Genomic DNA, 26,860 nt, shown 5'->3' with positions numbered 1-26,860 from the left:
AAACTTCGCGACAGGCCATTTAAGTGCTCTATTTCGCCGACTGGTGAACGACTACCCGGTCAATGCACCAGGAGCAACTGGCTCAACACCGCCCGCAATTTCCCGGGTTTCACAGGTTTGTTCAGTAGCGGCGCCCCTAGCTTCTGCAAGCCACGCCGGCACTGATCGCTGCGGTCTGCGGTAATGATCACTGCCGGTATGGCAGTCGCAAAATGCTCACGCAGGTACCTCACCACCTCGCAACCCACCACGCCATGGTCCAGGTGGTAGTCGGCCAGGATCAGTTCCGGGGCTCGCCCCTGCAACGCCAGCAAGGCGCCCTCCTGGTCGGTAGCCGTAACCACTTCGCACCCCCACTGCCCCAACAGCGCGCCCATGCTCTCGAGTATGCTCACTTCGTTGTCCAGCACCAGCAGGCGGCGGCCCGGCAGCGGATTACCGGCGCTGGGCAGCGGCACAGCCTGATGAACAGCCAGCGGCACTTCTTTGCCAAGAGGTACCTCGATGCTGAACACCGAGCCACGCCCCGGCCACGAGCGCACTTCGATCCGGTAACCGAGAATCTTGGCGATCCGTTCAACGATGGCCAGCCCCAGGCCAACACCCTTGCGATCGGCAGCACGGCCAACGTCCAGCTGGTTGAACTCGAGAAAAATGGCCTGCAGCCGATCCTGCGCGATGCCTCGCCCGGTATCCCACACCTCCAGCCGCAACTGGCCGCCGCGGCGCCTCGCCCCGAGCAGGATCCGCCCCTCGTCGGTGTACCGGCAAGCGTTGCTGAGGAAGTTGCGCAGAATGCGCGTCAGCAGCCGCAAGTCAGTGCTGATGGCGTAATCGGCTATGCGTGCATGCAGCTTCAGGCCTGCAGCATCGGCCACCGAGCTGAACTCCGAGACCAGCGGCGCGAACACCTCGTCCAGGCGGTACACAGCCACGTCCGGCCTGACGGCAGCCTGGTCGAGCCGGGAAATGTCCAGCAGGTCGGTCAGCAGGTCTTCCGCGCCCTCCAGGGCCTGGTGGGTACGCTCCACCAGCACATGCTCGGCCTCTGGTAATGGCCGCTCGCGCAAGGTCGAGATCAGCAAGCGCGCGGCGTTCAACGGCTGCAGCAGGTCATGGCTGGCGGCAGCGAGGTATTTGTCCTTGCTGCGGTTGGCGGCTTCGGCGGCATCACGGGCCTCAAGCAATTCATCGGTACGCGCAGCGACCCGTTGCTCCAGTTCGTCATTGAGCTGTTGCAGGCGTTGCTGGGCCAGCTTGCGTTCGGTGATGTCGGCAACGAACCCCTCCACCAGCCCTTCATGGCCGGGTTTTAGCAGCAGGTTCATCAGCACATCGAGATGGCTGCCGTCCTTGCGCCGCAAACGGGTTTCGTAGCCGTGCAGGCTGTGCTCACGGGCGAGCACCGCCGTGATCGCCTGCAACTCCTTGGCACCGCCATCAAACAGGTTGGCGGCCAGGTCAGTCAGGGAAAAAAGCACCGCTTGCGGGTCGTCGTAGCCAAGCATGCGGGCCAGCGCCGGGTTGGCGGCGCGCATGCCGTCCTGAAGGCTGGCCTGGAAAATCCCGTGCACGGCGTTTTCGAACAGCCATTTGTAACGGTTGCGTTCGGCCTCCAGCTCGTCCAGGCGGGCGGACAGCTCCGGATAATGGCTTTTGCGCGCCGAGTGGTCACCCAGCCCCAGCAGCCCGGCCAACGCCCGCTGCTGCTCGTCAGAGGGCCTCGCCATAGACGACCTCGACATCACGCTGGCTCGACGCACGGGGGTTGGTGAGGATGCACGGATCGTCCATCGCGTGTTGCGACAGGAACGGGATATCGGACGTGCGCACCCCATGCAGGCCCAGGGTTTCATGGAAGCCAATGGCATGTTTCAGGGCAGTCAAGTGCTCCACCAGGCGCCCACAGATCTGCCGGTGATTGAGACCACGGCAGTCGATCCCGAACACCTCGGCGATCACCTTGAAACGCTCCGGCGCCGAGCTGTAGTTGAACGCCACCACATGTTCCACCAGCACCGCGTTGCACAAGCCATGGGGCAAGTCGAGGAAACCGCCCAGGCTGTGCGACATGGCGTGCACTGCGCCCAGGATCGCATTGGAGAACGCCAGCCCCGCCTGCATGCTGCCGAGCATGATCTTCTCGCGCAGCGCAATATCGGTGGGGTTGGCGATCATCTCCACCAGGTTGCCATTGATCAGGCGCATGGCTTCCAGCGCATGGGGGTCGGTCAACGGCCCGTGGCCGGTAGACACGAAGGCCTCGATGGCATGCACCAACGCATCGATGCCGGTGCAGGCCGACAGGAACGGGTCCATGCTCAGGGTGGTCTGCGGGTCGATCAGCGACACGTCCGGCACCACCGCCTTGCTGACGATGGAGAACTTCATGCGTTCCTGCTGGTTGGATATGATCACGAACTGCGACACGTCCGCCGAGGTGCCGGCGGTGGTCGGGATCAGGATCAGCGGCGGGCTGGGCACGCGGATCATGTCCACGCCTTCGAATTCGAGGATGCTGCGTCCATGGGCCACCACGATACCGATGGCCTTGCCGCAATCCATCGGGCTGCCGCCGCCAACGGCGACGATCACGTCACAGTGGTTCTGCCGATAGATTTCGGCGCCGAGCATCACCTCTTCGACCCGCGGGTTGGGTGACACGGCGGTGTACAGGCAATAGTCGATGCCCTGGGCCTGCAGGCTGGCCTCCACATCCGCCACCCAGCCGGCGGCGATCACGCCAGGGTCGCTGACCACCAGTACCTTGCGCGCACCGAAGGTTTTGGCGTAATTGGCCACATTGTGCCGGCAGCCGGCACCAAAGATGATTTCAGGCGATACGAACTTGCGAAGGGGGCTGAAACTCTGGCTCATCGGTAAGCCTGTTCTTATTGTTCTGGAAGATAAACGCCAGCGTAAAGCATCCCACCACGAAAGCAACCAGACCAAAGCGGGGCTACCGGTCATTCTATCCAGGATTTGGCGCGGGCCACCTCCAAAAATGCCAGCACGTCCTCTTCGAGCTCCGGTACATCGGGGAAGCGTTGTGCCAGGCGGTCGATGACCGTTGCCACGGTACTGTGGCCGTCCAGCAGCTCCAGGACCCAGCCGGCACTGGCATTGAGCTCGATGATGCCCCCGGCGTACAACAGCACGTGGCAACCCTTCTGTGGCGCCCAGTCCAGGCGCAAGCCTCGCCCCAAGGCAAGGGCTTGCTGGCGATCTATCAGGTTCACAGGCGCATACTCCAGGAGGATCCGGCCACCGTGGCGATGGCCGGGCCGTCATCAACGGTTGGCGAAATACATCGTCACTTCGAAGCCAATGCGCAGGTCGGTATAGGCGGGTTTAGTCCACATAGGGCAAGTCCTCTTCTTGTGCCGGAGGATTCCGGTAGAAGCATTAATGCACGGGGGTGGACCGGACCGAATGCTACTTTGGAACGAGCTTGCGGGGTGCGTTGGTACGGGTAGGCCATGCATGTGCCGGCCCTTTTGCGGGCTCGCCCGCACCCACAGGTTCTTCACCGGTTCTGGAACCAGCGGTGAACCTGTGGGAGCGGGCGAGCCCGCGAAGGCCGCGACGCGGTCTAGAAGAAGCCCAGCGGATTGATGTCGTAGCTCACCAGCAGGTTCTTGGTCTGCTGATAGTGGTCGAGCATCATCTTGTGGGTTTCGCGGCCAACACCGGACTTCTTGTACCCCCCGAACGCCGCATGCGCCGGGTACAGGTGGTAGCAGTTGGTCCACACTCGCCCGGCCTTGATCCCGCGTCCCATGCGATAGGCGCGGTTGATGTCGCGGGTCCACAGGCCGGCGCCCAGGCCGAATTCACTGTCGTTGGCGATAGCCAGCGCTTCGGCTTCGTCCTTGAAGGTGGTCACGCCCACCACCGGCCCGAAGATTTCTTCCTGGAACACGCGCATCTTGTTGTTGCCCTTGAGTAGGGTTGGCTGAATGTAGTAACCGCTGGCCAGGTCACCCTGTAGCCGCTCGGCACCACCGCCGGTGAGCAACTGCGCGCCCTCCTCCCGGGCAATCTCCAGGTACGAAAGGATCTTGTCGTACTGTTGCTCGGACGCCTGGGCACCCACCATGGTTTCGGTATCCAGCGGGTTGCCGCGGGTGATCTTGGCGATCTTCTTCATCACCTCGGCCATGAACGGTTCGTAGATCGACTCCTGGATCAGCGCCCGTGACGGGCAGGTACACACCTCGCCCTGGTTGAAGAACGCCAGCACCAGGCCTTCGGCAGCCTTCTCGATGAACGCCGGCTCGGCCTGCATGATGTCTTCGAAGAAGATGTTCGGCGACTTGCCACCCAGTTCGACGGTGGACGGGATAATGTTCTCGGCCGCGCACTTCATGATGTGCGAGCCCACCGGGGTGGACCCGGTGAAAGCGATCTTGGCGATGCGCTTGCTGGTGGCCAGCGCCTCGCCGGCCTCACGGCCAAAGCCCTGGACGATGTTCAGTACGCCTGCAGGCAACAGGTCGGCGATCAGCTCGGCAAAGACGGTAATCGACAGCGGCGTCTGCTCCGCGGGCTTGAGCACCACGCAGTTGCCAGCGGCCAAGGCCGGGGCAAGCTTCCAGGCGGCCATAAGCAGCGGGAAGTTCCACGGGATGATCTGCCCCACCACACCCAGCGGCTCGTGGATGTGATAAGCCACGGTGCCTTCGTTGATCTCACCTACGCCACCTTCCTGGGCACGGATGCAACCGGCGAAATAGCGGAAGTGGTCGGCTGCCAGCGGCACGTCGGCATTCAAGGTTTCGCGTATGGCCTTGCCGTTGTCCCAGCTTTCGGTAACCGCCAGCACCTCCAGGTTCTGCTCGATGCGGTCGGCAATTTTCAGCAGTACCAGGGCGCGGTCTTGCACCGAGGTCTTGCCCCAGGCTTCGGCGGCGGCATGCGCGGCGTCCAGGGCGCGGTCGACGTCCTGGGCCGTGGAGCGCGGGAATTCGGCAATCGGCTGGCCATTGACCGGCGAGCTGTTGGTGAAGTACTGGCCAGCCAACGGCTGCACGAACTCGCCATTGATGAAGTTGCCATAACGGGGTTTGAAGGATACGACGGCGCCTGGAGTTCCGGGTTGTGCGTAGATCATGCTGAGCCTCTGCGGGTCGGTGCCTGTCCCACGACAGGCGATGCACCGATGGTAAGAAGCCCCGCGTGCCGGGCGAATGCATCGTTGGCAGCGGGGCTCTCGTCATTTGGTAGTAGGGCCGCTTGTCACCGGATCAGCGGCGGCAAGCGGCAGTAGGCAGGCGTTAGGGCTTGGTGCTCGCTGTTTGCTGCAACTGCTTGGGCAACTTGAAGGTCCAGAGCATGCCGCCCTGGTTGAAGTCCTTGACCCGTTTGGCCACTTCGCCACCCCACAGCGGCACCGCGCCGCCCCAGCCGGAGACCACCGAAACGTACTGCTCGCCGTCCATTTCCCAGGTGATGGGCGAGCCCAGCACGCCTGACCCGGTCTGGAATTCCCAGACCTTGTCGCCGGTCTTGGCATTGAATGCCTGCAGGAAGCCCTCTGGCGTACCCGTGAACACCAGGTTGCCCTTGGTGGTCAGCACGCCGCCCCACAGCGGCGCGTAGTTCTTGTGGCGCCACACTTCCTTGCCGCTGATCGGGTCGATGGCGCGCAGCACGCCGATGTAGTCTTCGTTGAGCGGCTTGATGGTGAAGCCGGCACCGAGGAACGCCGCGCCCTTTTTGTAGGCGATGCCTTCGTTCCAGATGTCCATGCCCCACTCGTTGGACGGCACGTAGAACAGCCCTGTGTCCTTGTTGTAGGCCATCGGCATCCAGTTCTTGGCGCCGAGGAAGGCCGGGGCGACGAACACCGAGCTGCCCTTGGCCTCGCTGCCTGGTGCGCCCGGGCGGCTGGCGTCGTTGTAGATCGGCCGGCCGTCCTTGTCCAGGCCCGTGGCCCAGGTGATCTTGTCAACGAACGGGAAGCCGCGGATGAACTTGCCGTTGGTACGATCGAGCACGTAGAAGAAACCGTTGCGGTCCGCCGTGGCGGCAGCCTTGACCTCCTTGCCGCCGTCCTTGTAGTTGAACGAGATCAGCTCGTTGACGCCGTCGAAGTCCCAGCCGTCATGCGGCGTGCTCTGGAAGTGCCACTTGATGGTGCCGTCGTCCGGGTTCAGCGCCAGGCGTGAGGAAGAGTACAGGTTGTCACCGGGGCGCAGGTGCGAGTTCCACGGGGCCGGGTTGCCGGTACCGAACAGGATCAGGTTGGTTTCCGGGTCGTAGTAACCGCCCAGCCAAGGCGCAGCGCCGCCGGTCTTCCACAGGTCGCCAGGCCAGGTCTTGCCCGCCTCACCGCCGGAAATGCCGTTCTCGATCGCCTTGCCGTCCTTGTACACATAGCCCATGTGCCCTTCCACGGTGGGGCGCATCCACAGCAGCTCGCCGTTCTCCGGGTTGTACGCCTGGATCTTGCCCACCACGCCGAACTCGCCGCCGGCAACGCCTGTAATCAGCTTGCCATTGACGATCATCGGCGCGGCGCTGATGGAGTAGCCTTCTTTGTGGTCGGCGACCTTCTTGCTCCAGACCACCTTGCCGGTGTCCTTGTTCAGGGCCACCAGCTTGGCGTCCAGCGTGCCGAAGAACACCAGGTTGCCGTACAGCGCGACGCCGCGGTTGATCACGTCGCAGCAGGGGCGGATGTCATCCGGCAGACGTGCATCGTATTGCCACAGTTTCTTGCCGGTGCGGGCGTCCACGGCGAACACCCGCGAGTAGGAGCCGGTCAGGTACATCACCCCGTCCTTGATCAGCGGCTGGGCCTGTTGGCCGCGCTGCTTCTCGCCGCCAAAGGAGAACGCCCAGACCGGGCGCAGTTCCTTGACGTTATTGACATTGAGCATATCCAGCGGGCTGTAGCGCTGGCCCTGCACGCCCAGGCCATTGGTCACGATCTGCTGGGGGTTCTTCGGGTCCTGGAGGATGTCTTCATTGCTGACAGCGGCGTGAGCCGCGCCGGCAAGCAGCATGGCGCTGAGCACCAGGCTCACGGCGAACAAGGGGCGACGTGGGGATCGGGTCATGACGGCTACCTTTGGTTTTTTTGTTGTGCCCGGGAAAATTTCCCGGTGTGTCGGGAATTCTTGGTCCCGACCCGATTGCCAACAATTGCCCGCAGTGCGGAGTTTTCTAGTTCCTTGGTAGGGGCCTGAGCGATGGGTGGGTGCAGACACAGAGCGCTGTGTGGGCGGCACGGGGGCTGACAGGCACAAACAATGTCATGGCAAGCGCCGTAACTGCTGGCGCTCATACCGGGGGTACAGGTGACTGACACTGCGGATCAGCTCATAACGCGTCAGGCTGATCCCGGCAAACCGTTCAGGAATGGGGCTGCGGATCATCTCGGCCATGTCGTCACCGCGCGCCGCGCCATCACGCATCAGGCCATCGAGCCAGCCCAGGTAGTCACGCATCTGCACGAACGGCTGCGCATCACTGGCCACCGGGCCATGCCCGGGTACCAGCTGCTTCCAAGGCAGTGCCTGCAGGGTATCCAGGTCCTTGAGCCACACGTCCAGCCCTGGGCTGTTAGGCGTGGTCAGGGCGCGTTGGTAGAACACCAGGTCACCGGCGAACAGTACGCCGGTCTTTTCATCGAAAATCGCCAGGTCGGCCCCCGTGTGCCCGCCCAGCCCCAGCAACCTCAGGCGGTGCCCACCCACCTCATGCACACCCGGCTGCAACACCCGGGTCGGCAGTACCACTTCGGTACCGCGCATCCAGTCGCCAACCAGGCGATACATGTTCTCGGCCATGGCATCGCCCTGCAGGCGCAGCAGGTCGCGGGTGCCGGCCAGGGCACCGATCGGCACATCGGCAAAGGCCTGGTTGCCCAGTACATGGTCAGGATGATGATGGGTCAACAGCACTTCCACTACCGGCTTGTCGGTGAGGGTGGCAATTGCCTTGCGCAACGCCTCGCCATAGCCCTTCGACGGCCCGCTGTCGATCACCACCACACCGCTGTCGGTGACGATGAACGCGGTGTTGACCACATTGCCGCCATTGGCCTTGGCGAAATTGTCGGTGCTGCCTTCCAGCAACCAGGTGCCCTCGGCGATCTGCCGCGGTGTGAGCCGGTACGCCAGATCAGCCTGGGCTGGCAGCCCCAGGCACAGCAGCAACAGCAGGATCCAACGCATGACAGTGCCTCGGGTCAGGGGGGGAATCAGACAACGCGCTCAGGGCAGCGCCGCCTCGAACTGGTTGCCGCTGTTGTCCCGCAGCAGCAGCCGGGTTGGACCAGGGCCCTGAATGTCAAAGCCAAGGTTGGGGTTTTCGCTGACCGCCGGGTACAGCTCCAGGCTGGCTAGGCGCTGGCCATCTGCACCTTGCAACTCGGCATGGTTGAGAAAGAATTCAGGAATGCCACTGACCAGGCCGTTATCCATCGGGTGGGCCACCTGCAGGCGCAGGCGGCTGCTGTCACCACGCGGGTAGCGCCCGCCCAGCACCTCACCGAGGTGCTCCTCCCAGCCGGGCTGGGTGCGCACCACGCTGGGTGCGGTACAACCGCCGCCGGCAGCATCGATCAGGGTAGAACCGACGTGCCACAGGCCATCGCGTGTCAGTACGGCGGCGCGCAACGGTGTGGCCTGTTCGATGCGGATGCGGATCGACAACCAGGGCAACACGCGCTCGCCGGGCTGAAAGTCGACGATGCGCGGCAGAGGGTTCAGCTCTGCCCAGGCGATTATCCGCACCACCTCGCCTGTGAACGCCCGGGCGTCGATCTCCAGCGGCACCTGCCGTGCATCCTCGGCAAAGGGTGGCGCCAGAAGCTTCACACGGTCATCGAACACGAATGCAGCCTGGGCCAGCAACTGCTTGTGGTAGAAGTCCCACATCACGGAAGGCACCGGGTCTGTGGAGGTGCCTTGTGTCGCTGCCTGGGCGGCCCAGGGCATCCAGCAGGCCAGCAGGAAAGTTGCTCGCCAGTTCATGGCCACTCCTATTGATACATCTCCGGGACCTCGTAACGCAGGCCGTATGCGGCATACATCGCCTTGAGCCGGCCATCGCGAATCATCTCCTCCATGGCCTCCTCCACCGCGTAGGCCAGCTGCCGGTTGCTTTCATGCACGGCCATGCCGATTTCCCAAGCCTGTTTACCGAGGTTCGGGTAGGCGTTTTCTGCCAAGGCCAGTTGCGGGTCGGCGGCCTGGTGCAGCTGCCAGTCAACCTCGCCGCGCATCGCCATCACAGCGTCTACCTGGCCGGCCTGCATCGCAGCAAATGCCTGCTGCACGCTGGGGTAATGGTGGGTCCTGGCGCTAAGCATGCCGTTGAACACCGACGTCAGGTAAAACGACGGCACGCTGTCCACCTCGACCCCGACAGGATGCTGCTGGAATACCGCGACACTGGCCACCGACGGCAGGCGACGGCGATCGTAGGCCACCTGCCAACGCTCCTGCTGATAGGGGCCGAACATCACCACCTGGGCGTTTTCCAGCTCCCCCAGCTCGTTGCGCCGCTGCGCGTAGGCGCGATCGTAAGGCACCCGCATCATCAGGTCGGCCAATTGCTGATGACGCAGCGGGCTGCCACGCCAGATGTAGTCGCGCAGGTCATCGTCGAGCTTTTCTCCGGGTGGCGCCCAGATCAGTTGCAGGCGTACCCCCAAGGCCGTGGCCAGGGCCTGCGCCAGCTCCACATCGACACCACGCGGCTGGCCGTGGTCCTGAAAACTGTAGGGGGCGAAATCCTTGTACACCGCCACCTTGAGCTCGCCGGCAGCGATGATCGCGTCATAGTTGCGCACCTGCGCCTGGGCCGCCGCGCAACACAGCAGCAGGCCACTCAACAGCACCGCCCACAGACGCATGGCCGTCACTCCTCGACGTGCACGCTGTCGAGGTAGGTGCGCACCGCCCACAGGGCTTCCTGACTGAGGTAATCGGCCATCTTCGGCATGTACACGCGGCCGTCGCGAACCGCGCCGTGGCGCACCCGCTCGACGAACCATTCATCGCCAGCATCACCTGCATCGAGCATGCGCAAGTCAGGGGCGATACCACCAGACTTGGCCTCCAGGCCATGACAGGCGGCGCAGTTCTGGTTGTAGGCCGAGGCGCCGATTTCCACGGCCTTGTCGTGCTCGGGTGAGCTGCGGTACGGGTTGACCGCCGCCCAGCCGTCGTCGTCCAGGCTCACGCCAGCGTCCTTGATCGGGGTCAGGCCCTTGGTCTCCACTGCCTGGGGCACCACGTTGCCATGGGCCCAGGCTGTACCGGTCAGCACAGATGCGGCCAGCAACCCAGCAGCAAGCAACACATTGCATTTTGTTGTCATTGTTATGCCCTCACCATTGCACACAAGGCCTCAACCACAGAGGCCGTGCCGCCATCTTAGAAACACCCTGCGGGCGACCGAATGCTGCTTTGGTGGCCGGGCCGTCATCCCTTGGTAGTAGGGCTTGTGGCGAAGGGCCAATTGAGGTGCCGTGCGGGAACTTTTCCCGGCAAGGGCGGGACTTTTTCCGTATCCCGCGATAGCCGCTGCGCCCCACCCTGTGCAGGCCAAAACCTCCACTGGGAACTGCAACCATGACAATAAGATCGCTACCCGCCCTTTCCCCGCTGGCCCTGAGCGTGCGCGTCCTGCTGATGGCCGGTAGCCTGGCCCTGGGCAATGTGGCAACAGCGGCCAGCACACCCGCTGCACCTGCCGGCAAGAACGTCACCTGGGAAGACATCGCCAATGACCACCTGACCACCCGGGACGTGCTGCAGTACGGCATGGGCACCAATGCCCAGCGCTGGAGCCCGCTGGCCCAGGTCAATGACAAGAACGTGTTCAAGCTGACCCCGGCCTGGTCCTACTCCTTCGGCGACGAGAAGCAGCGCGGCCAGGAATCCCAGGCCATCGTCAGCGATGGCGTGGTCTACGTCACCGGCTCGTACTCACGGGTATTCGCCCTCGATGCCAAGACCGGCAAACGCCTGTGGACCTACAACCACCGCCTGCCCGACAACATTCGTCCCTGCTGCGACGTGGTCAACCGCGGGGCGGCGATCTACGGCGACAAGATCTACTTTGGCACCCTCGATGCGCGGGTCATCGCCCTCGACAAGCGCACCGGCAAAGTGGTGTGGAACAAGAAGTTCGGCGACCACAGCGCCGGCTACACCATGACCGGTGCGCCAGTGCTGATCAAGGACAAGACCAGCGGCAAGGTGCTGCTGATCCACGGCAGCTCCGGCGATGAATTCGGCGTGGTCGGCCAGCTGTTCGCACGCGACCCGGACACCGGCGAAGAAGTGTGGATGCGGCCCTTCGTCGAGGGCCACATGGGCCGCCTGAACGGCAAGGACAGCACCCCGACCGGTGACGTCAAGGCGCCGTCCTGGCCAGACGACCCTACCACCGAAACCGGCAAGGTCGAAGCCTGGAGCCACGGCGGCGGAGCCCCTTGGCAAAGCGCGAGCTTCGACCCCGAAACCAACACCATCATTGTCGGCGCTGGCAACCCCGGCCCTTGGAATACCTGGGCGCGCACGTCGAAAGACGGCAACCCGCATGACTTCGACAGCCTGTACACCTCCGGCCAGGTCGGCGTCGACCCGAGTACCGGCGAGGTCAAGTGGTTCTACCAGCACACCCCCAACGATGCCTGGGACTTCTCCGGCAACAACGAGCTGGTGCTGTTCGACTACAAGGACAAGAACGGCAACGTGGTCAAGGCCACCGCCCACGCCGACCGCAACGGCTTCTTCTATGTGGTCGACCGCAACAACGGCAAGCTGCAGAACGCCTTCCCCTTCGTCGACAACATCACCTGGGCCAGCCATATCGACCTGAAGACCGGCCGCCCGGTGGAAAACCCCGGCCAACGCCCGGCCAAGCCGCTGCCGGGTGAAACCAAGGGCAAGCCGGTGGAAGTCTCGCCACCGTTCCTGGGCGGCAAGAACTGGAACCCCATGGCCTACAGCCAGGACACCGGGCTGTTCTACATCCCCGGCAACCAGTGGAAAGAGGAATACTGGACCGAGGAAGTGAACTACAAGAAGGGCTCGGCTTACCTGGGCATGGGCTTCCGCATCAAGCGCATGTACGACGACCACGTCGGCACGTTGCGCGCCATGGACCCGTCCACCGGCAAACTGGTGTGGGAACACAAGGAGCACCTGCCGCTGTGGGCCGGGGTGCTGGCAACCAAGGGCAACCTGGTATTCACCGGCACGGGCGACGGCTTCTTCAAGGCCTTCGACGCCAAGACGGGCAAAGAGCTGTGGAAGTTCCAGACTGGCAGCGGCATCGTCTCGCCGCCCATCACCTGGGAGCAGGACGGCGAGCAGTACATCGGCGTGACCGTGGGCTACGGCGGTGCGGTACCGCTGTGGGGCGGCGACATGGCCGAGCTGACCAAACCGGTGGCTCAGGGTGGTTCGTTCTGGGTGTTCAAGATCCCGAGCTGGGACAACAAGACTGCACAGCGTTGACCTGCAGCGGGGAGCGGCTTGCGCCCCTCCCCGCTTCTGCCCTTCTCCTGCCCAGAGGCTTTCGCCATGAATTACCTGCCCTTTACCTTGCTGCTGGCGCTATCCCCCGCCCTGGCAGTAAACGCCGACGACGCCGGCAACGATGCCCCCTTGACCATCAACGGCTGCGTGATTGCCGAAGCCAGCCAGTGCCCGGGGGCCAACCTGCGCGGCGCCAAGCTGGCCAACCAGGACCTGCGCAAGATGAACCTGGCCGGTGCCGACCTGCGCGATGCCGACCTGCGCCATGCCCAGCTGGACCTGGCAAACCTGGAAAAAGCCCGCCTGCAAGGGGCCAACCTGACCCGCGCCAGCTTGCAACAGAGCAATCTGCGCCTGGCCGACCTGAGCAACAGCAGGCTGGTGGCCATTCAAGGCTGGGGCTTGTTCGCCCAGGGCGCACAGTTTGAAAAGGCCGACCTGCGTGCAGCCTACCTGCAGTTCGCCAGGCTGTCCGGGGCAAAGCTGCAGCGGGCCAACTTGCAGGCGGCGGACCTGGAGATGGCCTGGTTGAGCAAGGCTGACCTGCAAGAGGCCAACCTGGGCGATGCCAACCTGCAGGAGGCCAAGTTTGGCCAGAGCAACCTGGCACGCGCCGATTTGCGCGGGGCGCGGCAGCATTACGGGAATTTTCAGGAGGCCTACATGGAGGGGTGCAAGGGGTGCCCTGAAACCTGGGACGAATGAGCGAAGGGTTCGCCTTGGCAGGTTCGGCGCCTGTGAAATCGAGCGCCGCCCGCGCGGCGCATCGCGAGCTGTGCTCGCTCCTACATTTGTTTCGGGCCAGTTATTCCTGTGGGATTTGCGCGCGAGCGCCTGGGTGCATGGCTCGACATCGCGTCGGACGAACAAGGCGGTCGCGCGCGCTGGCACAGACGATAATGGCCCGAAACAAATGTAGGAGCGAGCACAGCTCGCGATGCGCCGCGCGGGCGGCGCTCGATCTCACAGGCGCCGAACCTTCAAAACCAGAACACTTACCTCACCCCGCCACCCGCACCACCCCCAGGTCAATCCCCAGATGCACCAGCTCGGCATGCGAACTGACCTGCAACTTGCTCTTGAGCAAGGTCAGGTGGTTGGACACGGTCTTGGCACTGATACACAACTGCTCGGCAATCACCCGCGCCGGGGTACCCTTGGCCAGCATCGTGAATATCTCCAGTTCGCGCTGGGTCATGCGCTGCAACCGGGGGTCACTGGTGCTTTGCTGTGACAGGCAAGCCAGCTGGGTGGCCAGGGGCTGCTCGATGTAGGCATGCCCGGCCAACACCCGCTGCACCGCCTCGATCAGCACCTCAGGCGCCGAGTTCTTGGTCAGGTAGCCCGAGGCACCCGCATCCAGCGCCTGGCGCACCAGCGGCAGCTCGTCGTGCATGCTGAAAAACAGCACCCGCAATTGCGGCAGGCGCTGGCGCAGGCGCCGGGTGGTTTCCAGGCCACTGATACCGGGCAGGCCAAAGTCCATGATCACCAGGTTGGGCACCTGCTCCTGTACCCTGGCCAGCGCCTCTTCACCACTGGCGGCCTCACGCACCTGCACCAATGGCAGCACCGCCCGCAGCAAGCTGGCGTAGCCTTGGCGGACCACGGCGTGGTCATCGACCAACACGATATTCATCGCACCTCCTCGGGAATGTTAAGGGCCAGCGCCCAGCCACCGCCCGGGCGGCTGAAAATGCGTAACTCCCCCCCAAGGCTGCGGGCGCGCTCGGCCATCGAGTGCAGGCCTACCCCTGGGCGCTGGGGCTGGTGGGCGCCGCAGCCGTTGTCGCGAATGAACAGGCGCAAGCCCTTGGTACTGCGCTGCAGGCGCACCCGCACCTGGCTGGCACCGGCATGCCGGGCGACGTTGGTCAACGCCTCCTGCAGCAAGCGGTACAAATGCGTTCGGCTCGCCCCAGGCAGCGCCGGCAAGTGCTCGCCAACCCGCAACCGGCATTCGATACCCTGGCTGGCCTGCCACTGGCTCACCAGCAGCCCGAAGGCCTCGGCCAGCGGCATGTAGTGCAGCGCCACCGGATACAAGTTGTGCACCAGCGCGCGAAAACCTTGCTGCAGGCGCTCGCAGTTGAATTCAAGGGCCTGCGCCGTCTGCGTCACCACTTCAGGCTGTTCGGCCACCATACGCAGCAGGCATAGCTGGGCACGCATGCCTGCCAGGTATTGCCCCAGATCATCGTGCAGGGTCTGCGCCAGCTGGGTACGTTCCTGCTCCTGCACCGCCAGCAGGGCCTGGGTCAGGTGGGCATTGTCGGCCCGGGCCTGCTCCAGGGTTGCGGCCATGCGGTTGAAGTGTTTCGCCAACTGGCGCGCCTCCGGAAGGCCAGCTTCGCGCAGGCGTGCCGTCAATTGCCCGCCCGAGACCTGGTGCAAGGCACCCAGCAGTTCATCCAGCAGGCCCATGGCCCGCCGCACCGCCCAGCGGATGGTCAACAAGCTCAGCAACAACGCCAGGCAACAAACGCCAAGCAGTTGTTGCAGGGAGTCCCAGACTTCATCGATTTCATCCCGCGCATCCACGGCAATAAACACGCGGCGGCCATCACTCAAGTCCAGCAGCCGGCTGCTGTGGTAGCGCTCGCCGACTAACTGGCGGCCCAGCCAGGCATCCATACCGGCCTCCTGCGGCAGCCTTGGCACCTCACCCGGTGCCAGCCAGTGCACCCGCACATGGCGCAGGCTCTTGGTCAGGCCGGGCTGCAGGTTTGCCGGGTCGCGTTCGGCGGTGTCGCCCAGGTACGCCACCACGGCTTCGGCTGACTGCAACTCACGCTCGACGTCGGCCACCGCCTGGTGCAACAGCACCCCGGCGCAAGCCAGCGTGACCAAGGCGAAGCATAACGTGACCCAGAGGTTGACTCGCCACAGGGCCGACAAGTTGACAAGGCGCACAAGCGGTTCTCCTCAGGCCGTTGTGGACCATCGTAAAACTGCGGCCCCCGCACTGAATTACTACCTTGGTACCGGCCGAGCGCTACTTTCTGCATATTTCCCCCTCCCGGCGGGCTTCCTATGCTGGCGCCATCTGCCGTGGAGTGTGTTATGCGCCAGCCTGCCCACCTTGCCTTGACCTGCCTGCTGGCCCTGGCCGCGACGCTGGCTACGCCCTTGGCGCCCGCCGCTCAGGGCCCGGGCGCTGCACCGCTGCACATACGCATCGGCTACCTGGGCTATCGCCCCGCCTCTGGCCCGCTGCTGTCCAATGTCATCCCCGAACCCGGCGACGCCGGGCTACAAGGCGCCGAGCTGGCCATTGTCGACAGCAACAGCACCGGGCGTTTCCTGAAGCAGCAATTTCAGCTGACCAGCGCCAACGTCGACAGCCCCGAGGCCCTGCTGCAAGCCGCCAGGGCCCAGCATGACCAAGGCCTGCGCCTGTTCGTGGTGAATGCCCCGGCCGCCAGCCTGCGCGCGCTGTCTACCGCCCTGCCCGACAGCCTGTTGTTCAACGCCGGCAGCCCCGACGACAGCCTGCGCAGCAGCCAGTGCCTGGGCAATGTCCTGCACAGCCTGCCGAGCCGGGCCATGCTGGCCGATGCCTTGGCGCAGTTCCTGGTACTGCGCAAATGGCAACGGGCGCTGCTGGTGGTCGGCCAGACCCCGGACGACCAGGCGTACGCCGCTGCCCTGCGCCGGTCGGTGAAGCGTTTTGGCATGCAACTGGTCGCGGAAAAAACCTGGACCTTCGATAACGACCAGCGCCGCAGCGCCCAGGCCGACATGCCGCTGTTCACCCAGACTGCCGAATACGACGTGGTACTGGTGGCAGACGAGCGCGGTGACTTCGGCGAGTACCTGCCCTACCAGACGTGGTATCCACGCCCGGTGGCCGGTACCCAGGGCCTGACCCCCACGGGCTGGCACAAGACCGTGGAAACCTTCGGGGCGGCGCAGTTGCAAAAACGCTTCGAGGCCCAGGCCGGGCGCTGGATGAATGACCGTGACTTCGCCGCCTGGATGGCTGTACGCAGTGTCGCCAGTGCGGCCAGCAAGCTGCGCCTGGCCGAACCTCGCGCGCTGCAGCAACTGCTGCTCAGCGAGCAGTTGCCGCTGGACGGCTTCAAGGGGCGCAAGCTCAGTTACCGCCCGTGGAACGGCGAACTGCGCCAGCCGATCCCGTTGGTTCAGCCCCGCGCCCTGGTCAGCACCTCGCCGCAGGAGGGCTTTCTGCATCCCTTCAACGAAATGGACAGCCTGGGCTACGACAAGCCCGAAGTGACGTGTAGCTACCCCTGACCCGACAACCACAACAATAAGGAATTCGCCATGCGCCGCCCCCTCTTCCACCGGGCCCTGATTTACCCCAGCCTGCTGTCGGGCGCCCTGGCGCTGGCCAGCAGTCACGCCATGGCTGCCACCGCCTGGGTCTCAAACGAGAAGGACAACAGCCTCAGCCTGATCGACATGCAAACGCTGGAAGTCACCGAAACCCTGCCGGTGGGCCAGCGCCCTCGTGGCTTGCTGCTGTCGCACGACAGCAAGCTGCTGTATATCTGCGCCAGCGATTCGGACCGGGTGCAGGTGATGGACGTGGCCACCCGCAAGATCATCAAGGAGCTGCCCTCCGGGAAGGACCCCGAGCAGTTCGCCCTGCACCCCAACGACCGCTGGCTGTATGTGTCCAACGAGGACGACGCGCTGGTCACCGTGATCGACACCGTCACCGACAAGGTACTCGGGCAGATCGACGTTGGCATCGAACCCGAAGGCATGGCGGTCAGCCCTGACGGCAAGTGGGCGGTCAACACCAGCGAGACCACCAACATGCTGCACTGGATCGACACCAGCACCCAGACCCTTGCCGAAAGCACGCTGGTCGACCAGCGCCCGCGCTTCGTCGAGTTCAGCAAAGACGGTTCGCACCTGTGGGCCTCGGCAGAGATCGGCGGCACGGTGACCATACTCGACGTGGCCACGCGCCAGGTGCTGAAAACCCTGAACTTCCAGATCAAGGGCGTACACCCCGACAAAGTCCAGCCAGTGGGCATCAAGCTCAGCGCCGATGGCAAGTACGCCTTTGTCGCCTTGGGCCCGGCCAACCACGTGGCGGTGGTCGATGCCAAGACCTTTGACGTGCTCGACTACCTGCTGGTCGGGCGGCGGGTCTGGCAGCTGGCATTCACCCCGGACCAGCGCCAGTTGCTGGCCACCAACGGTGTCAGCGGTGACGTTTCGGTCATTGATGCAAAGAACCTCAAAGTGCTCAAGTCGGTGAAGGTCGGGCGCTACCCCTGGGGTGTGGTGGTGACACCATGAATGCCCTCGACGTCAGTGACGTGAGCTTTGCCTATGGCCAGCGCGAGGCACTCAGGCAGGTCGGTTTCAGCCTGGCACCTGGGCGCTTCGCCGCGTTGCTGGGCCCCAATGGTGCCGGCAAGTCGACCTTGATCGCCCTGCTCACGCGCCTGTACGACCTGCAGCATGGCGACATCCGCGTGTGCGGCTGCTCACTACGCAACGCTGCACGCCCGGCCTTGCGCCAGCTGGGCGTGGTGTTTCAGCAAAGCACCCTGGACCTGGACCTGAGCGTTGAGCAGAACCTGCGCTACCACGCCGCCTTGCATGGCCTGTCGCGGCGTCAGAGCCACCTGCGGGTCGAAGCCGAACTGGCCCGCCAAGGCCTTGGCGAACGCCGGCGCGATCGTGTGCGTGAGCTGAACATCGGCCATCGGCGGCGGGTGGAAATTGCCCGCGCGCTGCTGCATGAACCGCGCCTGCTGCTGCTGGACGAAGCCAGCGTCGGCCTCGATCCGGCCAGCCGCCTGGCGCTTAACCAGCACCTGCGCCGGTTGTGCCGCGAGCAGCAGCTCAGTGTGCTGTGGGCCACTCACCTGCTGGACGAAGTGCAGCCCAGCGATGATTTGTTGATTCTGCATCAGGGGCGCCTGGTGGCCAGTGGTACCGCCGATGCGCTGAGCCTTGAGCACGGCGGTGACCTCGATCACGCCTTTGCCCGTTTGACCAACGCCCCCTCAGGAGCCAACGCCCGATGAACGCTTACTGGCAATGTTTCAACGGCATCATGCTGCGCGAATGGCTGCGCTTCGTGCTACAGCGTACACGTCTGCTCAGCGCGCTGGTGCGCCCGCTGCTGTGGTTGCTGGTGTTCGCTGCCGGCTTTCGCGCAGCGCTGGGCATTGCCATCATCGAGCCCTACGACACCTACATCCCCTACGAGGTGTACATCATCCCCGGTCTGGCCTGCATGATTCTGCTGTTCAACGGCATGCAGGGCTCATTGTCGATGGTCTACGACCGCGAGATGGGCAGCATGCGCGTGTTGCTGACCAGCCCGCTGCCACGCCCATTCCTGCTGGGCAGCAAACTGCTGGCAACTTCGTTGATTTCCCTGCTGCAAGTCTATGCCTTCCTCGCCATCGCCTGGTTATACGGGGTACAGCCACCGGCTGCGGGCTTGCTGATGGCACTGCCAGCGTTGCTGCTGGTAGCCTTCATGCTCAGCGCCCTGGGGCTATTGCTGTCGAACGCGATTCGCCAGCTGGAGAACTTTGCCGGGGTGATGAATTTCGTGATCTTCCCGCTGTTCTTCCTGTCTTCGGCGTTGTACCCGCTGTGGAAAATGCGCGAGGCCAGTCAGTGGTTGTACTGGCTGTGTGCTGTGAACCCGTTCACCCATGCCGTAGAGCTGGTGCGGTTTGCACTTTATGAGCGATTGAACCTGCTGGCGCTGGCGGTATGCCTGGGCTTGACCGCATTGTTCACCCTGCTGGCGATACTCACCTTCAACCCCCAGCACGCGGCGCTGCGCAAACCACGCTGAGCGGCCACAAGCCGAAGGTTCATGTGGAGAGGCGCGCAGCGCCCTTTGCGCCCGGCCATCTACTACTTTAGTACCGCCTTTGCTGTCTAATCGTCGCATTCACAACGCACCGTCCCTGGCATGTAATGGGCCTATAACAAGAAGGATAAAACCATGCCACGTGCCCCGCGCCCTTTGTTGGTTGCCCTTGCGCTGAGTCTGTCGCTGGGTATCGCCCACGCCGACACCACGCCGCTGTTCTCCGCCGACGGCTATCGCACCACGCACTATCGCAGCCCGACCCCGCAACAGGTCGAAGGCGGCCAGGTCATCGACACCGCCACACTGCAAGGCCTGCTGGGCCAGACGCCGAGGCCGGTGCTGATCGACGTCTATCGCCGTCAATGGCTGCAAGGTCGCTTCATAGAAGACGAACCGCACAGTAACCTCCCCGGCAGCCTGTGGCTGGCCAACACCGGCAACGGCGCACTGAGCCCGGCATGGCAGGACTACTTCGTGCGTAACCTGCAAAGAGCCACGGCCGGTCACCCGGACCAACCGCTGGTCTTTTACTGCCGCTCCGATTGCTGGTTAAGCTGGAACGCGGTAAAACGCGCGAAAGCCTTGGGCTATAACAACCTGTATTGGTACCGCGACGGCCTGGATGCCTGGCAGCAAGCCAACCTGCCATTGCAGCCGGCACAACCGGTACCGTTCCCCTGAAATGCCTGCATATGCGTGCCCCGCTCCATCCAATAAAAACAAGGTGAAAAGGCCATGTACAAAATTCTGATTGCCGACGATCACCCCCTGTTTCGCGAAGCCATCCACAACGTCATCAGCGATGGTTTCCAGGGCAGCGAGGTCATGGAGACCGCCGACCTTGAAAGCGCCCTGGCCCTGACCCAGGCGCATGACGACCTCGACCTGATCCTGCTCGACCTGAACATGCCCGGCATGCACGGCCTCAATGGCTTGATCACCTTGCGCAACGAGGCGCCGACCACGCCGGTGGTCATCGTTTCGGCCGAGCAGGAAAAGCAGATCGTGCTGCAGGCCATTACCTACGGTGCCGTGGGCTTCATCACCAAGTCGTCGCCACGTTCACAGATGATCGAAGCGATCGAGCAGATCCTCAATGGCAATGTCTACCTGCCGCCAGACATCATCCGCGCACAGAAAAGCAGTACCAGCCGGCGCCATAACGATGCCCCGAGCTTCCCGCCGGAAATGCTCCAGGCCCTGACCCGCAAGCAGCTGCTGGTGCTCGAGCGCATGACCAAAGGTGAATCGAACAAGCAGATCGCCTACACGCTGGACATCGCCGAAACCACGGTCAAGGCCCATGTTTCGGCGATCTTGCGCAAACTCAATGTGCACAACCGGGTACAAGCCATTCTCAGTGCCGGCGATATCGATTTTGCTGATTATCTGCGCCGTTGATCCCTGCCCGCCGTTTCGCGGATAAACCCGCGAAGCGGCCACCCGTTATGCGACGCCACTGGCCAGCAGATGGCTCATCGCCGTCTTGAGTTTCATCGGTCTTACGGGCTTGTGCATCAGCGTGTGACCCAGCTCGCGGATCTGCTGCTTGAGATCGTTGCTGTAGTTGGCAGTGATCATCAGCGCCGGTAGCGGCTGGGCACGGCGGGCATTGATCCGCGCTACGGCGTCGACACCATTGCAGTCGTTGTCCAGGTGGTAGTCGGCAATCAGCAGGTCGGCCTCGGCGTGGTAGTTGTCCACCTGGCGCGCCAGGTCTTCCTCCGACAGCGCAGTGACCACCCGACAGCCCCAGCCTTCCAGCAAGGTGCGCATGCCCGCACAAATCGCCGCATCGTTATCCAGCACCCACACCCGCGCCCCGCGCAGGCGTTCGAGCATCGGCTCGCATATCGCCTGGCTCGGCTGGGCTTTGGGGGCGGTGGCGCTCAGCGGTACCTCGACTGCGAACACTGACCCTTTGCCCAGCCATGACCGCACGCGGATCCGGTGGCCGAGGATGCCGGCGATCTTCTCCACGATCGCCAGGCCCAGGCCCAGCCCACGGTCCTGGTCCGGGCGCTGCACATCACCACGCTTGAACTCCAGGAACATGTCTTCCAGATGTTCTTCGGCAATGCCGATGCCGCTGTCCCATACTTCAATCCGCACGCCACCGCGCTGGCGCCGACACCCCAGCACCACGCGCCCACTGCGGGTGTAGCGAATGGCATTGCTGAGCAGGTTGCGCAGGATGCGCGCCAGCAGCTGAATGTCACTGCGCACCACGGCAGAACACCCCACAAAGTGCAGCGCCAGCCCTTCGCTACGCGCCACCTGGGCGTATTCGGCGGCCAGGTTGTCCATCAGCTCGCTGAGGGCGAACGGGGCGACATCGGCCTTGATCACGCCAGCATCGAGCTTGGAAATATCCACCAGCGTGCCCAACAGGTTTTCCACATCCTCCAGCGAATTGCTGACATTACGCACCAGGTGGGCAGCGTTTTGCGGCTCGTCGCGTTCGAGCAACGCGCTGGTGAACAACCGCGCCGCGTTCAGCGGTTGCAACAGGTCATGGCTGACCGCAGCAAGGAACTTGGTTTTCGACAGGTTGGCCTGCTCGGCCTCGCGCTTGGCCTCGCGCAGACGCGACTCGGCCTGGCTGCGCTCTTCAATTTCACGCAGTAACTGGTCGTTGAGGCTGGTCAGTTCGGCAGTGCGTTCGCGCACCCGTTGCTCCAGGTGCTGATAGGCCTGGTGTAAGGCCTGTGCGGTGTTGCGGCGCTCGGTGATGTCGCGAATCAACACGAAGATACCCACCACTTCGCCACTGGCCAGGCGGTTCGGTACGTAGGAGCGCAGCATATAGCGTTCCTGACCGTTGATATTGGTTTCGGCAAATTCAAACGTCACGCTCTCCCCCGCCAGCGCCCGTACCACGTAGCCTTCCAGGCGCTGGTAGTGCTGCTCGCTGTGGGCCGCGCGCAGGCTCTGGCCCAGCATCACGCCATGCGGCCAGCAATACCACTCTTCGTAAACCTTGTTGGTGAATTCGTAGACCAGATCGGCGTTCAGGTAGGCGATCAGCGCCGGGACGTTGTCGGTAATCAGGCGAATCTGGTGCTGGTGGGCCGTCTCGGCCCGTTGCCTGGCCTCGCTGAGCAGGCGGTTGACGGCCTTGAGCTCGGCCATGGCCTGGTTCAGCGCATCAGTGCGTTCGCGCACCTGCTCGGCCAGCACCACCGAATGCTGGAACGCGGCGTATGGGTCATTGCCCCGGGTCACACCCGACTCGATGCGCTCGATCAATGCGTCATTGATGCGCTGCAGCTTGTGGTTCTGGTGCTGCAGCCGAGTCAGCTCGGCCTGCAGTTCAGCGACCGACAGGAGGCCGGTTGCGGGCAATGGCGACCCCGGTGAAGGTCTGGTTGATGTGCATGCCATTGAACTGTTCTCCGTAGGTGTTGAAACCGATCACCCGTTGCTCGCGCAGGAACGCGCCGACCGGCTCCAGGCCGTGATGGGCCTCCAGTTCCAGCCGCCGCAGGAAACAATCACAACCGATGGTCAGCAACAACGGGCCGAGACGCTGGTGCAGGCCATCGAACAGCTGGTGCAGGTTCGGCAACAGCGGGCCCGGGGTCATGGCCGTGAGCACGATGCCGTTCTCCACCGCGCAGTAGAAGCTCAGGCTGAGGTCAGGATGCATTTGCTGGATCGCCCGCACGTAGTACTGATCATGAATGCGCACGGCCAGCGGGTGGGCGGCGAACACCCGGTGATCGAGCGCAGCCACTGGCACGCCGATGTGGCGGGCATATTCCTCGGCCGCCGGCTCGGCATTCAGTTCGAAAACCCGGCGCTGGGCGCTGTCGGCACCGGTTACCACCAGCTTTTCCTGGCGCGGCAGGATGTGATGCGTGGTGAACACTTCGAAGTCGAGCCAGGTGTTGACCAGCACCACCACGGCTGCGCCGTTGTGGAATGTACCGCCGTAATACACATGGGTGCGGTTCAGGTAGTTGTCGTCACCGGCCGAGCCGCCGAAGTGCGGGATATCCCCCAGTGCTGCGCTGAGTGCGGCAAGCACCATTTCCTCGCGGCTGGACAAGCCATCGAGCAGTGTGAGTGCAAAACTGTGGCCCTTGATTGGCGCCAGGGTATTGCTGCGGCAGGTGCCGACCAAGCGCTCGACCATCTGCTGCGCGTCGATCAGGCTGAAGCGCTCCATCTCATCGATCAACGCAGTGGCGATCGAAAAGTGTCGGTGATCAAAGCCCACCGCCGTCACGCAATTACGGCCGTAGCCCAGCGGGGTGATTTCACCGGCGCTGGTGCAGCCGACCAGGCGTATGCCGCCAAAATCCTGCTCCAACGCTTCGCCCAAAGCCTGCAAGTCGTATTCGGCGGAACAGAAGAACAGCACGAAACCCAAATGCGGGTGCAGCAACTGCCGCGCCAGGTCCTGGGCGGCCAGCCGTGCGTCGGTAGCCTGAGACATGGCACTGACCACACCGTCGTTATGAGCCTGTTGCATCGTGGTCTCCGGCACGGGGTGGCTGAGCGATCAGTTTAAGGAGGTGGTAGCGGGTGACGAATGCTACTTGGGTAGCGGGTGGGCGGTTCCATGGGCGTAAAAGGCCGCGTCAATCGGGGCCGCCTTGCGGCCCCGGGCGCTTACCAGGTCAATACCGCGCCCACGGCAAAGGTATCGGTGTCTTCGTTCTGCGCACTGGTGTCATGCCCGTCGATGGAAAACTGGTTGTACTCGGCCACCAGTTTCAGGTTGTCGTTGATGTCATGGAACAGCGCCACACCCCGGGTCTCGTAGTCCGCACCGCTGTCAACCGCACCATTGCCATCGTCCTTGGTCTTGCCATAGGACAGCGCCACGCGGTTCTTGCCGAACTTGTACGAGCCCTGCAGCAGGTAGCCGTCACTGTCGACATTGCGCAAAACCGGTTCGCCGGCATTGTTGGTGAAGAACGGGTTGATGCCCTTGGCCTGGAACCCCGAGCCGGTCAGCGACCAGCCGCCCATCTTTGCCTGCACCCCGTAACCCACCCCCTTGGAAGTGACCGTCTCTACCGTGGAGTCAGTATTGTCCGAGGTCTGGTAACTGCCGTTTATCCAGCTGTAGATCTGCGCCCCACCCAGGTCGAACTGGTAGGTGATCTCGCTCTCGGTGCGTGGGTTTTCCTGGTAGGCCTTTCCGGTCGGGCTGCTGTCGTTGGTGTCCACCGGGTCCATGATGCCCACCGCCACCCGCAGGCCGTCCATCACTGGCGTGCGGTAGGTGATCTGCGAGGTTGGGAACGGGTACGGGTAACCGCTGCCAATGTTGCCGAATGACACCCCGCCGCCGTCCACCAGCCCCAGGGTGTCGCTGACCTGGCCATAGCCGGCCAGCAGTTCGTCGAGCAGGATGTTGGAACGGGCGAACAGCCCGAAGTCCTTGCCGATCAGCACCTCGCCCCACTCGGGGTTGGCCACCGTGCCGTAAAACTGGCGTACGTCGATGGCGGTGTCGGTGCCGTTGGTTTCACTGTCGTTGATGGTTACCCAGAACGAGGCACGCGCGCCGAGCTTCAGGTCATCCACCTGCTTGCCCATGTTGAAGCCCAGGTAGTTGGGCAAGAAGCCCATCTTCACCCGCGACTGGCGGCGGTCAAACTGCTCGCCCTCGCGGTCGACCTTGCTGTTGACGTAGAAGGCGTTGATATAGCCATCGGTGGAAAACGTCGTCTGGTCCTTGTCGTACAGCATGATCTCGGCTTCGGCGACGCTGCTCAGGCCCAGCGCAGAAAAGCTGGCGATGGCGGCTGCGAGAAAACGAGGCGGCAGGTGCTTATTGTTGTTGTGCATGGCGCGCTCCAAACGGGACGGGATGTCGGAGGCGATTATCAGAAGTGGGCAAATTGCCAGGAACGCTGCTTTGGCGTGGGGTGACGAGTGCTTTGGGGCGGGAGGGTGTGGCCCGGTGATTTGGTCGCGGGACCTGCTCGGGTCTGGGTTCGAGACTTAGGACTTAGGCATGAGTGGTAGGCAGGTATCAGTACCGCTGCATGAGCGGGTTAGTACGGTCAATTGCAAGCGTGGATGTGTTGAAGATGTGCTGGGGATGGCACCGGCATTGCCGGTGTTCGCGGCTAAAGCCGCTCCTACAGATGCCGCGCAAGACCCGAAGGTTGCGAGCGTCCTGTGGGAGCGGGTTTACCCGCGAAGGGGGCTACGCGGTCGCTGGCATTGCGTCCGTTCAGGAAGCCAGTGCCTGCGAACGCTGGCAAGCGGGCATTTCATAACGGTGCGGTTGCTGCCAGGCCAGCCGTGCCTGCACATCCACCACCGCGTCCTTCACCTTCTGCGCCCAGTGCTCATCCTTCGGGCACACCACCACCACGCGGAAACCGTGGTCGACACCTTCCAGGCGCACACCTTCGGAATCATCTACGTGCAGATCAATATCAAAAGCCGAAGGCAGCTTGGAGGGAGAGTTTTCCAGCCCACGTTGGGCCAGGATATGCTGGTGCCGATCACTGTTGACCACGCCATCGACATGAATGCCGTAAAGCATCAGCCACCGGCGGATGTAAGCCGGGGTGCGCCCCGACGAGGTGTAGATCCAGATGCTGCAGCCCTGGCGGCGCAGGTCGCGGATCAGTTCACGGGTGCCGCTGCGCAGGGGCTCACCCAGCCAGCGATGGACGAAACCCGGCAGCTTGCTGTCTTCGGCAGCAGCGTGCTCGGGCAGGCAGGCCAGCGTGTCGTCGATATCGAACGAAATGCGTACCTGGCCACGCTTGAGCTTGCGCTCGATGGCTTGCCGCCCTCGGGCGAACAGTGATGAATGTTGCATCAGCGGCTCCCCTCACAGGCAGGCTCGGGCGTGCCGCTCAGGAAGAACTTGCCGGGCTCAGGCGCCTTCGCTTCCAGGAAAGCGGCGTACTTTTTCTTGATCTTGGGGAGTTCGTACAAAGCCTTGACACCGTGTTTGGCGGAGTTGCGTATGACCGAGGACGGGTTGAAGTAACCCTCGGCGTTATCCAGCGACAGCACGAATGGCGGCAGCCCGGCACGCATCAGCAAATAGCTGACAATAAGCGAACCCGTGCGGTTGTTGCCTTCGATGAACAGCTGCGGCTTGCTGAGGATCCGTACATACACACCCGCGGCCCGCTTCCAGATCGAATCGCTGCGGTACGAGCAGTACCAGTTGTACAAATCCTTGATGCCACCTTCCACGTTGTTGAAAAAATGTGCCTCGGTCGCTGCAAGGTGCGGGGCGAACTCCAGGCGACGGGCCGGATCGCTGCCGCATAGCACGGTGGCATTGATTTCCAGCATCAGGTTCAGCTGTTGCAGGTCGAACAGGTCGATACCGCGGGCGACATAGTCGTCAATCAGCGCATAGCCTTCAACCACATTCAGCAGCACCTCGTCGGTAAACGGGTCCCGCGGTTCGGTGAAATGCTGGCTGAGTTCGGTAAAACGGCCCTGCACCTCGCGCAGTGCGCGCTCTACCGCTGACAGATCAAGACGACGCGTCGCTCGCATTGGTAATCCCGGGTAACACTTTAACGGAAGGTAATGC

Annotated in this window: 25 protein-coding genes; 8 read left to right on the top strand and 17 right to left on the bottom strand. The window is 63.4% G+C overall.

Annotated elements, in window-relative coordinates; translation table 11 throughout:
- Nucleotides 1-59: 59 nt before the first annotated feature.
- The 10 genes from AC3B5Q_RS11405 to pedF form a co-directional block, all read right to left on the bottom strand.
- On the bottom strand, nt 60-1,730 hold the full coding sequence (locus AC3B5Q_RS11405; RefSeq protein ID WP_103462391.1) for a PAS domain-containing hybrid sensor histidine kinase/response regulator: 1,671 nt from the start codon (nt 1,728-1,730) through the stop codon (nt 60-62).
- Nucleotides 1,714-2,877 carry an alcohol dehydrogenase-like regulatory protein ErcA gene (gene ercA / locus AC3B5Q_RS11400; protein ID WP_053870448.1) on the bottom strand — a complete coding sequence of 388 codons (1,164 nt, stop codon included), beginning with the start codon at nt 2,875-2,877 and terminating at the stop codon, nt 1,714-1,716. The genes AC3B5Q_RS11405 and ercA overlap by 17 nt, the downstream gene beginning before the upstream one ends.
- An 89-nt stretch (nt 2,878-2,966) precedes the next feature.
- Nucleotides 2,967-3,239, bottom strand: a complete 273-nt coding sequence (gene pqqD / locus AC3B5Q_RS11395) for a pyrroloquinoline quinone biosynthesis peptide chaperone PqqD (protein WP_021784000.1) — start codon at nt 3,237-3,239, stop codon at nt 2,967-2,969.
- Nucleotides 3,240-3,290: 51 nt separating this feature from the next.
- Nucleotides 3,291-3,362, bottom strand: a complete 72-nt coding sequence (gene pqqA, locus AC3B5Q_RS11390) for a pyrroloquinoline quinone precursor peptide PqqA (RefSeq protein WP_003243383.1) — start codon at nt 3,360-3,362, stop codon at nt 3,291-3,293.
- A 230-nt stretch (nt 3,363-3,592) separates the two neighbouring features.
- Complete coding sequence (gene exaC / locus AC3B5Q_RS11385) at nt 3,593-5,113, bottom strand: acetaldehyde dehydrogenase ExaC (protein WP_021784001.1); 1,521 nt, start codon at nt 5,111-5,113, stop codon at nt 3,593-3,595.
- A 163-nt stretch (nt 5,114-5,276) separates the two neighbouring features.
- Nucleotides 5,277-7,064, bottom strand: coding sequence for a PQQ-dependent alcohol dehydrogenase PedH (gene pedH / locus AC3B5Q_RS11380; protein ID WP_021784002.1), 1,788 nt, complete (start codon nt 7,062-7,064; stop codon nt 5,277-5,279).
- Nucleotides 7,065-7,259: 195 nt separating this feature from the next.
- Nucleotides 7,260-8,183: a quinoprotein relay system zinc metallohydrolase 1 gene (locus AC3B5Q_RS11375; protein ID WP_021784003.1), complete on the bottom strand. Its 924-nt coding sequence runs from the start codon at nt 8,181-8,183 to the stop codon at nt 7,260-7,262.
- A gap of 39 nt (nt 8,184-8,222) precedes the next feature.
- A complete protein-coding gene (locus tag AC3B5Q_RS11370) occupies nt 8,223-8,984 on the bottom strand; it encodes a quinoprotein dehydrogenase-associated SoxYZ-like carrier (RefSeq protein ID WP_021784004.1) in 762 nt (253 codons plus the stop codon).
- Between the two features lie 8 nt (nt 8,985-8,992).
- A complete protein-coding gene (locus AC3B5Q_RS11365) occupies nt 8,993-9,868 on the bottom strand; it encodes a substrate-binding periplasmic protein (protein WP_021784005.1) in 876 nt (291 codons plus the stop codon).
- A gap of 5 nt (nt 9,869-9,873) precedes the next feature.
- Complete coding sequence (gene pedF, locus AC3B5Q_RS11360) at nt 9,874-10,335, bottom strand: cytochrome c-550 PedF (protein WP_021784006.1); 462 nt, start codon at nt 10,333-10,335, stop codon at nt 9,874-9,876.
- 254 nt (nt 10,336-10,589) lie between these two features.
- Between pedF and exaA the strand changes: the two genes are divergently transcribed.
- A complete protein-coding gene (exaA, locus tag AC3B5Q_RS11355; protein ID WP_031322488.1) occupies nt 10,590-12,485 on the top strand; it encodes a quinoprotein ethanol dehydrogenase in 1,896 nt (631 codons plus the stop codon).
- Between the two features lie 66 nt (nt 12,486-12,551).
- Nucleotides 12,552-13,211: a pentapeptide repeat-containing protein gene (locus AC3B5Q_RS11350; protein WP_021784008.1), complete on the top strand. Its 660-nt coding sequence runs from the start codon at nt 12,552-12,554 to the stop codon at nt 13,209-13,211.
- Nucleotides 13,212-13,506: 295 nt separating this feature from the next.
- Here the strand turns inward: AC3B5Q_RS11350 and AC3B5Q_RS11345 are convergent, their stop codons facing one another.
- Both AC3B5Q_RS11345 and AC3B5Q_RS11340 read right to left on the bottom strand, forming a co-directional pair.
- Complete coding sequence (locus AC3B5Q_RS11345; RefSeq protein ID WP_003254098.1) at nt 13,507-14,145, bottom strand: response regulator; 639 nt, start codon at nt 14,143-14,145, stop codon at nt 13,507-13,509.
- Complete coding sequence (locus tag AC3B5Q_RS11340; RefSeq protein ID WP_488393088.1) at nt 14,142-15,419, bottom strand: HAMP domain-containing sensor histidine kinase; 1,278 nt, start codon at nt 15,417-15,419, stop codon at nt 14,142-14,144. Before AC3B5Q_RS11340 ends, AC3B5Q_RS11345 begins: the two co-directional genes overlap by 4 nt.
- A 150-nt stretch (nt 15,420-15,569) precedes the next feature.
- On the opposite strand from AC3B5Q_RS11340, the gene pedA1 reads away from it, so the two are divergent.
- From pedA1 to AC3B5Q_RS11310, 6 genes are all read left to right on the top strand, one after another.
- Entirely contained in the window at nt 15,570-16,763 is a 1,194-nt protein-coding gene (gene pedA1, locus AC3B5Q_RS11335) for a lanthanide ABC transporter ABC transporter substrate-binding protein PedA1 (RefSeq protein WP_021784010.1), read from the top strand.
- A 30-nt stretch (nt 16,764-16,793) separates the two neighbouring features.
- Entirely contained in the window at nt 16,794-17,783 is a 990-nt protein-coding gene (locus tag AC3B5Q_RS11330; RefSeq protein ID WP_021784011.1) for a YVTN family beta-propeller repeat protein, read from the top strand.
- The gene (pedB, locus tag AC3B5Q_RS11325) at nt 17,780-18,520 is read left to right on the top strand and encodes a lanthanide ABC transporter ATP-binding protein PedB/LutE (protein WP_003254104.1); all 741 of its coding nucleotides are present in this window, start codon (nt 17,780-17,782) and stop codon (nt 18,518-18,520) included. Before AC3B5Q_RS11330 ends, pedB begins: the two co-directional genes overlap by 4 nt.
- Nucleotides 18,517-19,308 carry a lanthanide ABC transporter permease protein PedC gene (pedC, locus tag AC3B5Q_RS11320; protein ID WP_010953586.1) on the top strand — a complete coding sequence of 264 codons (792 nt, stop codon included), beginning with the start codon at nt 18,517-18,519 and terminating at the stop codon, nt 19,306-19,308. Before pedB ends, pedC begins: the two co-directional genes overlap by 4 nt.
- A 153-nt stretch (nt 19,309-19,461) precedes the next feature.
- On the top strand, nt 19,462-20,010 hold the full coding sequence (locus AC3B5Q_RS11315; protein WP_028697255.1) for a PQQ-dependent catabolism-associated CXXCW motif protein: 549 nt from the start codon (nt 19,462-19,464) through the stop codon (nt 20,008-20,010).
- A 54-nt stretch (nt 20,011-20,064) separates the two neighbouring features.
- Nucleotides 20,065-20,730 (top strand): response regulator, encoded by a 666-nt coding sequence (locus tag AC3B5Q_RS11310; protein ID WP_003254108.1) that lies wholly within the window; start codon nt 20,065-20,067, stop codon nt 20,728-20,730.
- Nucleotides 20,731-20,775: 45 nt separating this feature from the next.
- Here the strand turns inward: AC3B5Q_RS11310 and AC3B5Q_RS11305 are convergent, their stop codons facing one another.
- From AC3B5Q_RS11305 to AC3B5Q_RS11285, 5 genes are all read right to left on the bottom strand, one after another.
- On the bottom strand, nt 20,776-22,674 hold the full coding sequence (locus tag AC3B5Q_RS11305) for a PAS domain-containing hybrid sensor histidine kinase/response regulator (RefSeq protein ID WP_021784014.1): 1,899 nt from the start codon (nt 22,672-22,674) through the stop codon (nt 20,776-20,778).
- Nucleotides 22,643-23,806: a nitric oxide-sensing protein NosP gene (nosP, locus tag AC3B5Q_RS11300; protein ID WP_003254110.1), complete on the bottom strand. Its 1,164-nt coding sequence runs from the start codon at nt 23,804-23,806 to the stop codon at nt 22,643-22,645. Before nosP ends, AC3B5Q_RS11305 begins: the two co-directional genes overlap by 32 nt.
- Before the next feature lie 140 nt (nt 23,807-23,946).
- On the bottom strand, nt 23,947-25,134 hold the full coding sequence (locus AC3B5Q_RS11295) for a porin (RefSeq protein ID WP_021784015.1): 1,188 nt from the start codon (nt 25,132-25,134) through the stop codon (nt 23,947-23,949).
- A 391-nt stretch (nt 25,135-25,525) separates the two neighbouring features.
- Nucleotides 25,526-26,125 carry a hypothetical protein gene (locus AC3B5Q_RS11290; RefSeq protein WP_021784016.1) on the bottom strand — a complete coding sequence of 200 codons (600 nt, stop codon included), beginning with the start codon at nt 26,123-26,125 and terminating at the stop codon, nt 25,526-25,528.
- Nucleotides 26,125-26,823 carry a Fic family protein gene (locus AC3B5Q_RS11285; RefSeq protein ID WP_021784017.1) on the bottom strand — a complete coding sequence of 233 codons (699 nt, stop codon included), beginning with the start codon at nt 26,821-26,823 and terminating at the stop codon, nt 26,125-26,127. The genes AC3B5Q_RS11290 and AC3B5Q_RS11285 overlap by 1 nt, the downstream gene beginning before the upstream one ends.
- Between the last annotated feature and the right edge of the window lie 37 nt (nt 26,824-26,860).

The sequence above is a fragment of the Pseudomonas sp. D5(2026) genome, assembly GCF_057766845.1.
This window is presented reverse-complemented; position numbering and strand designations above follow the sequence as displayed.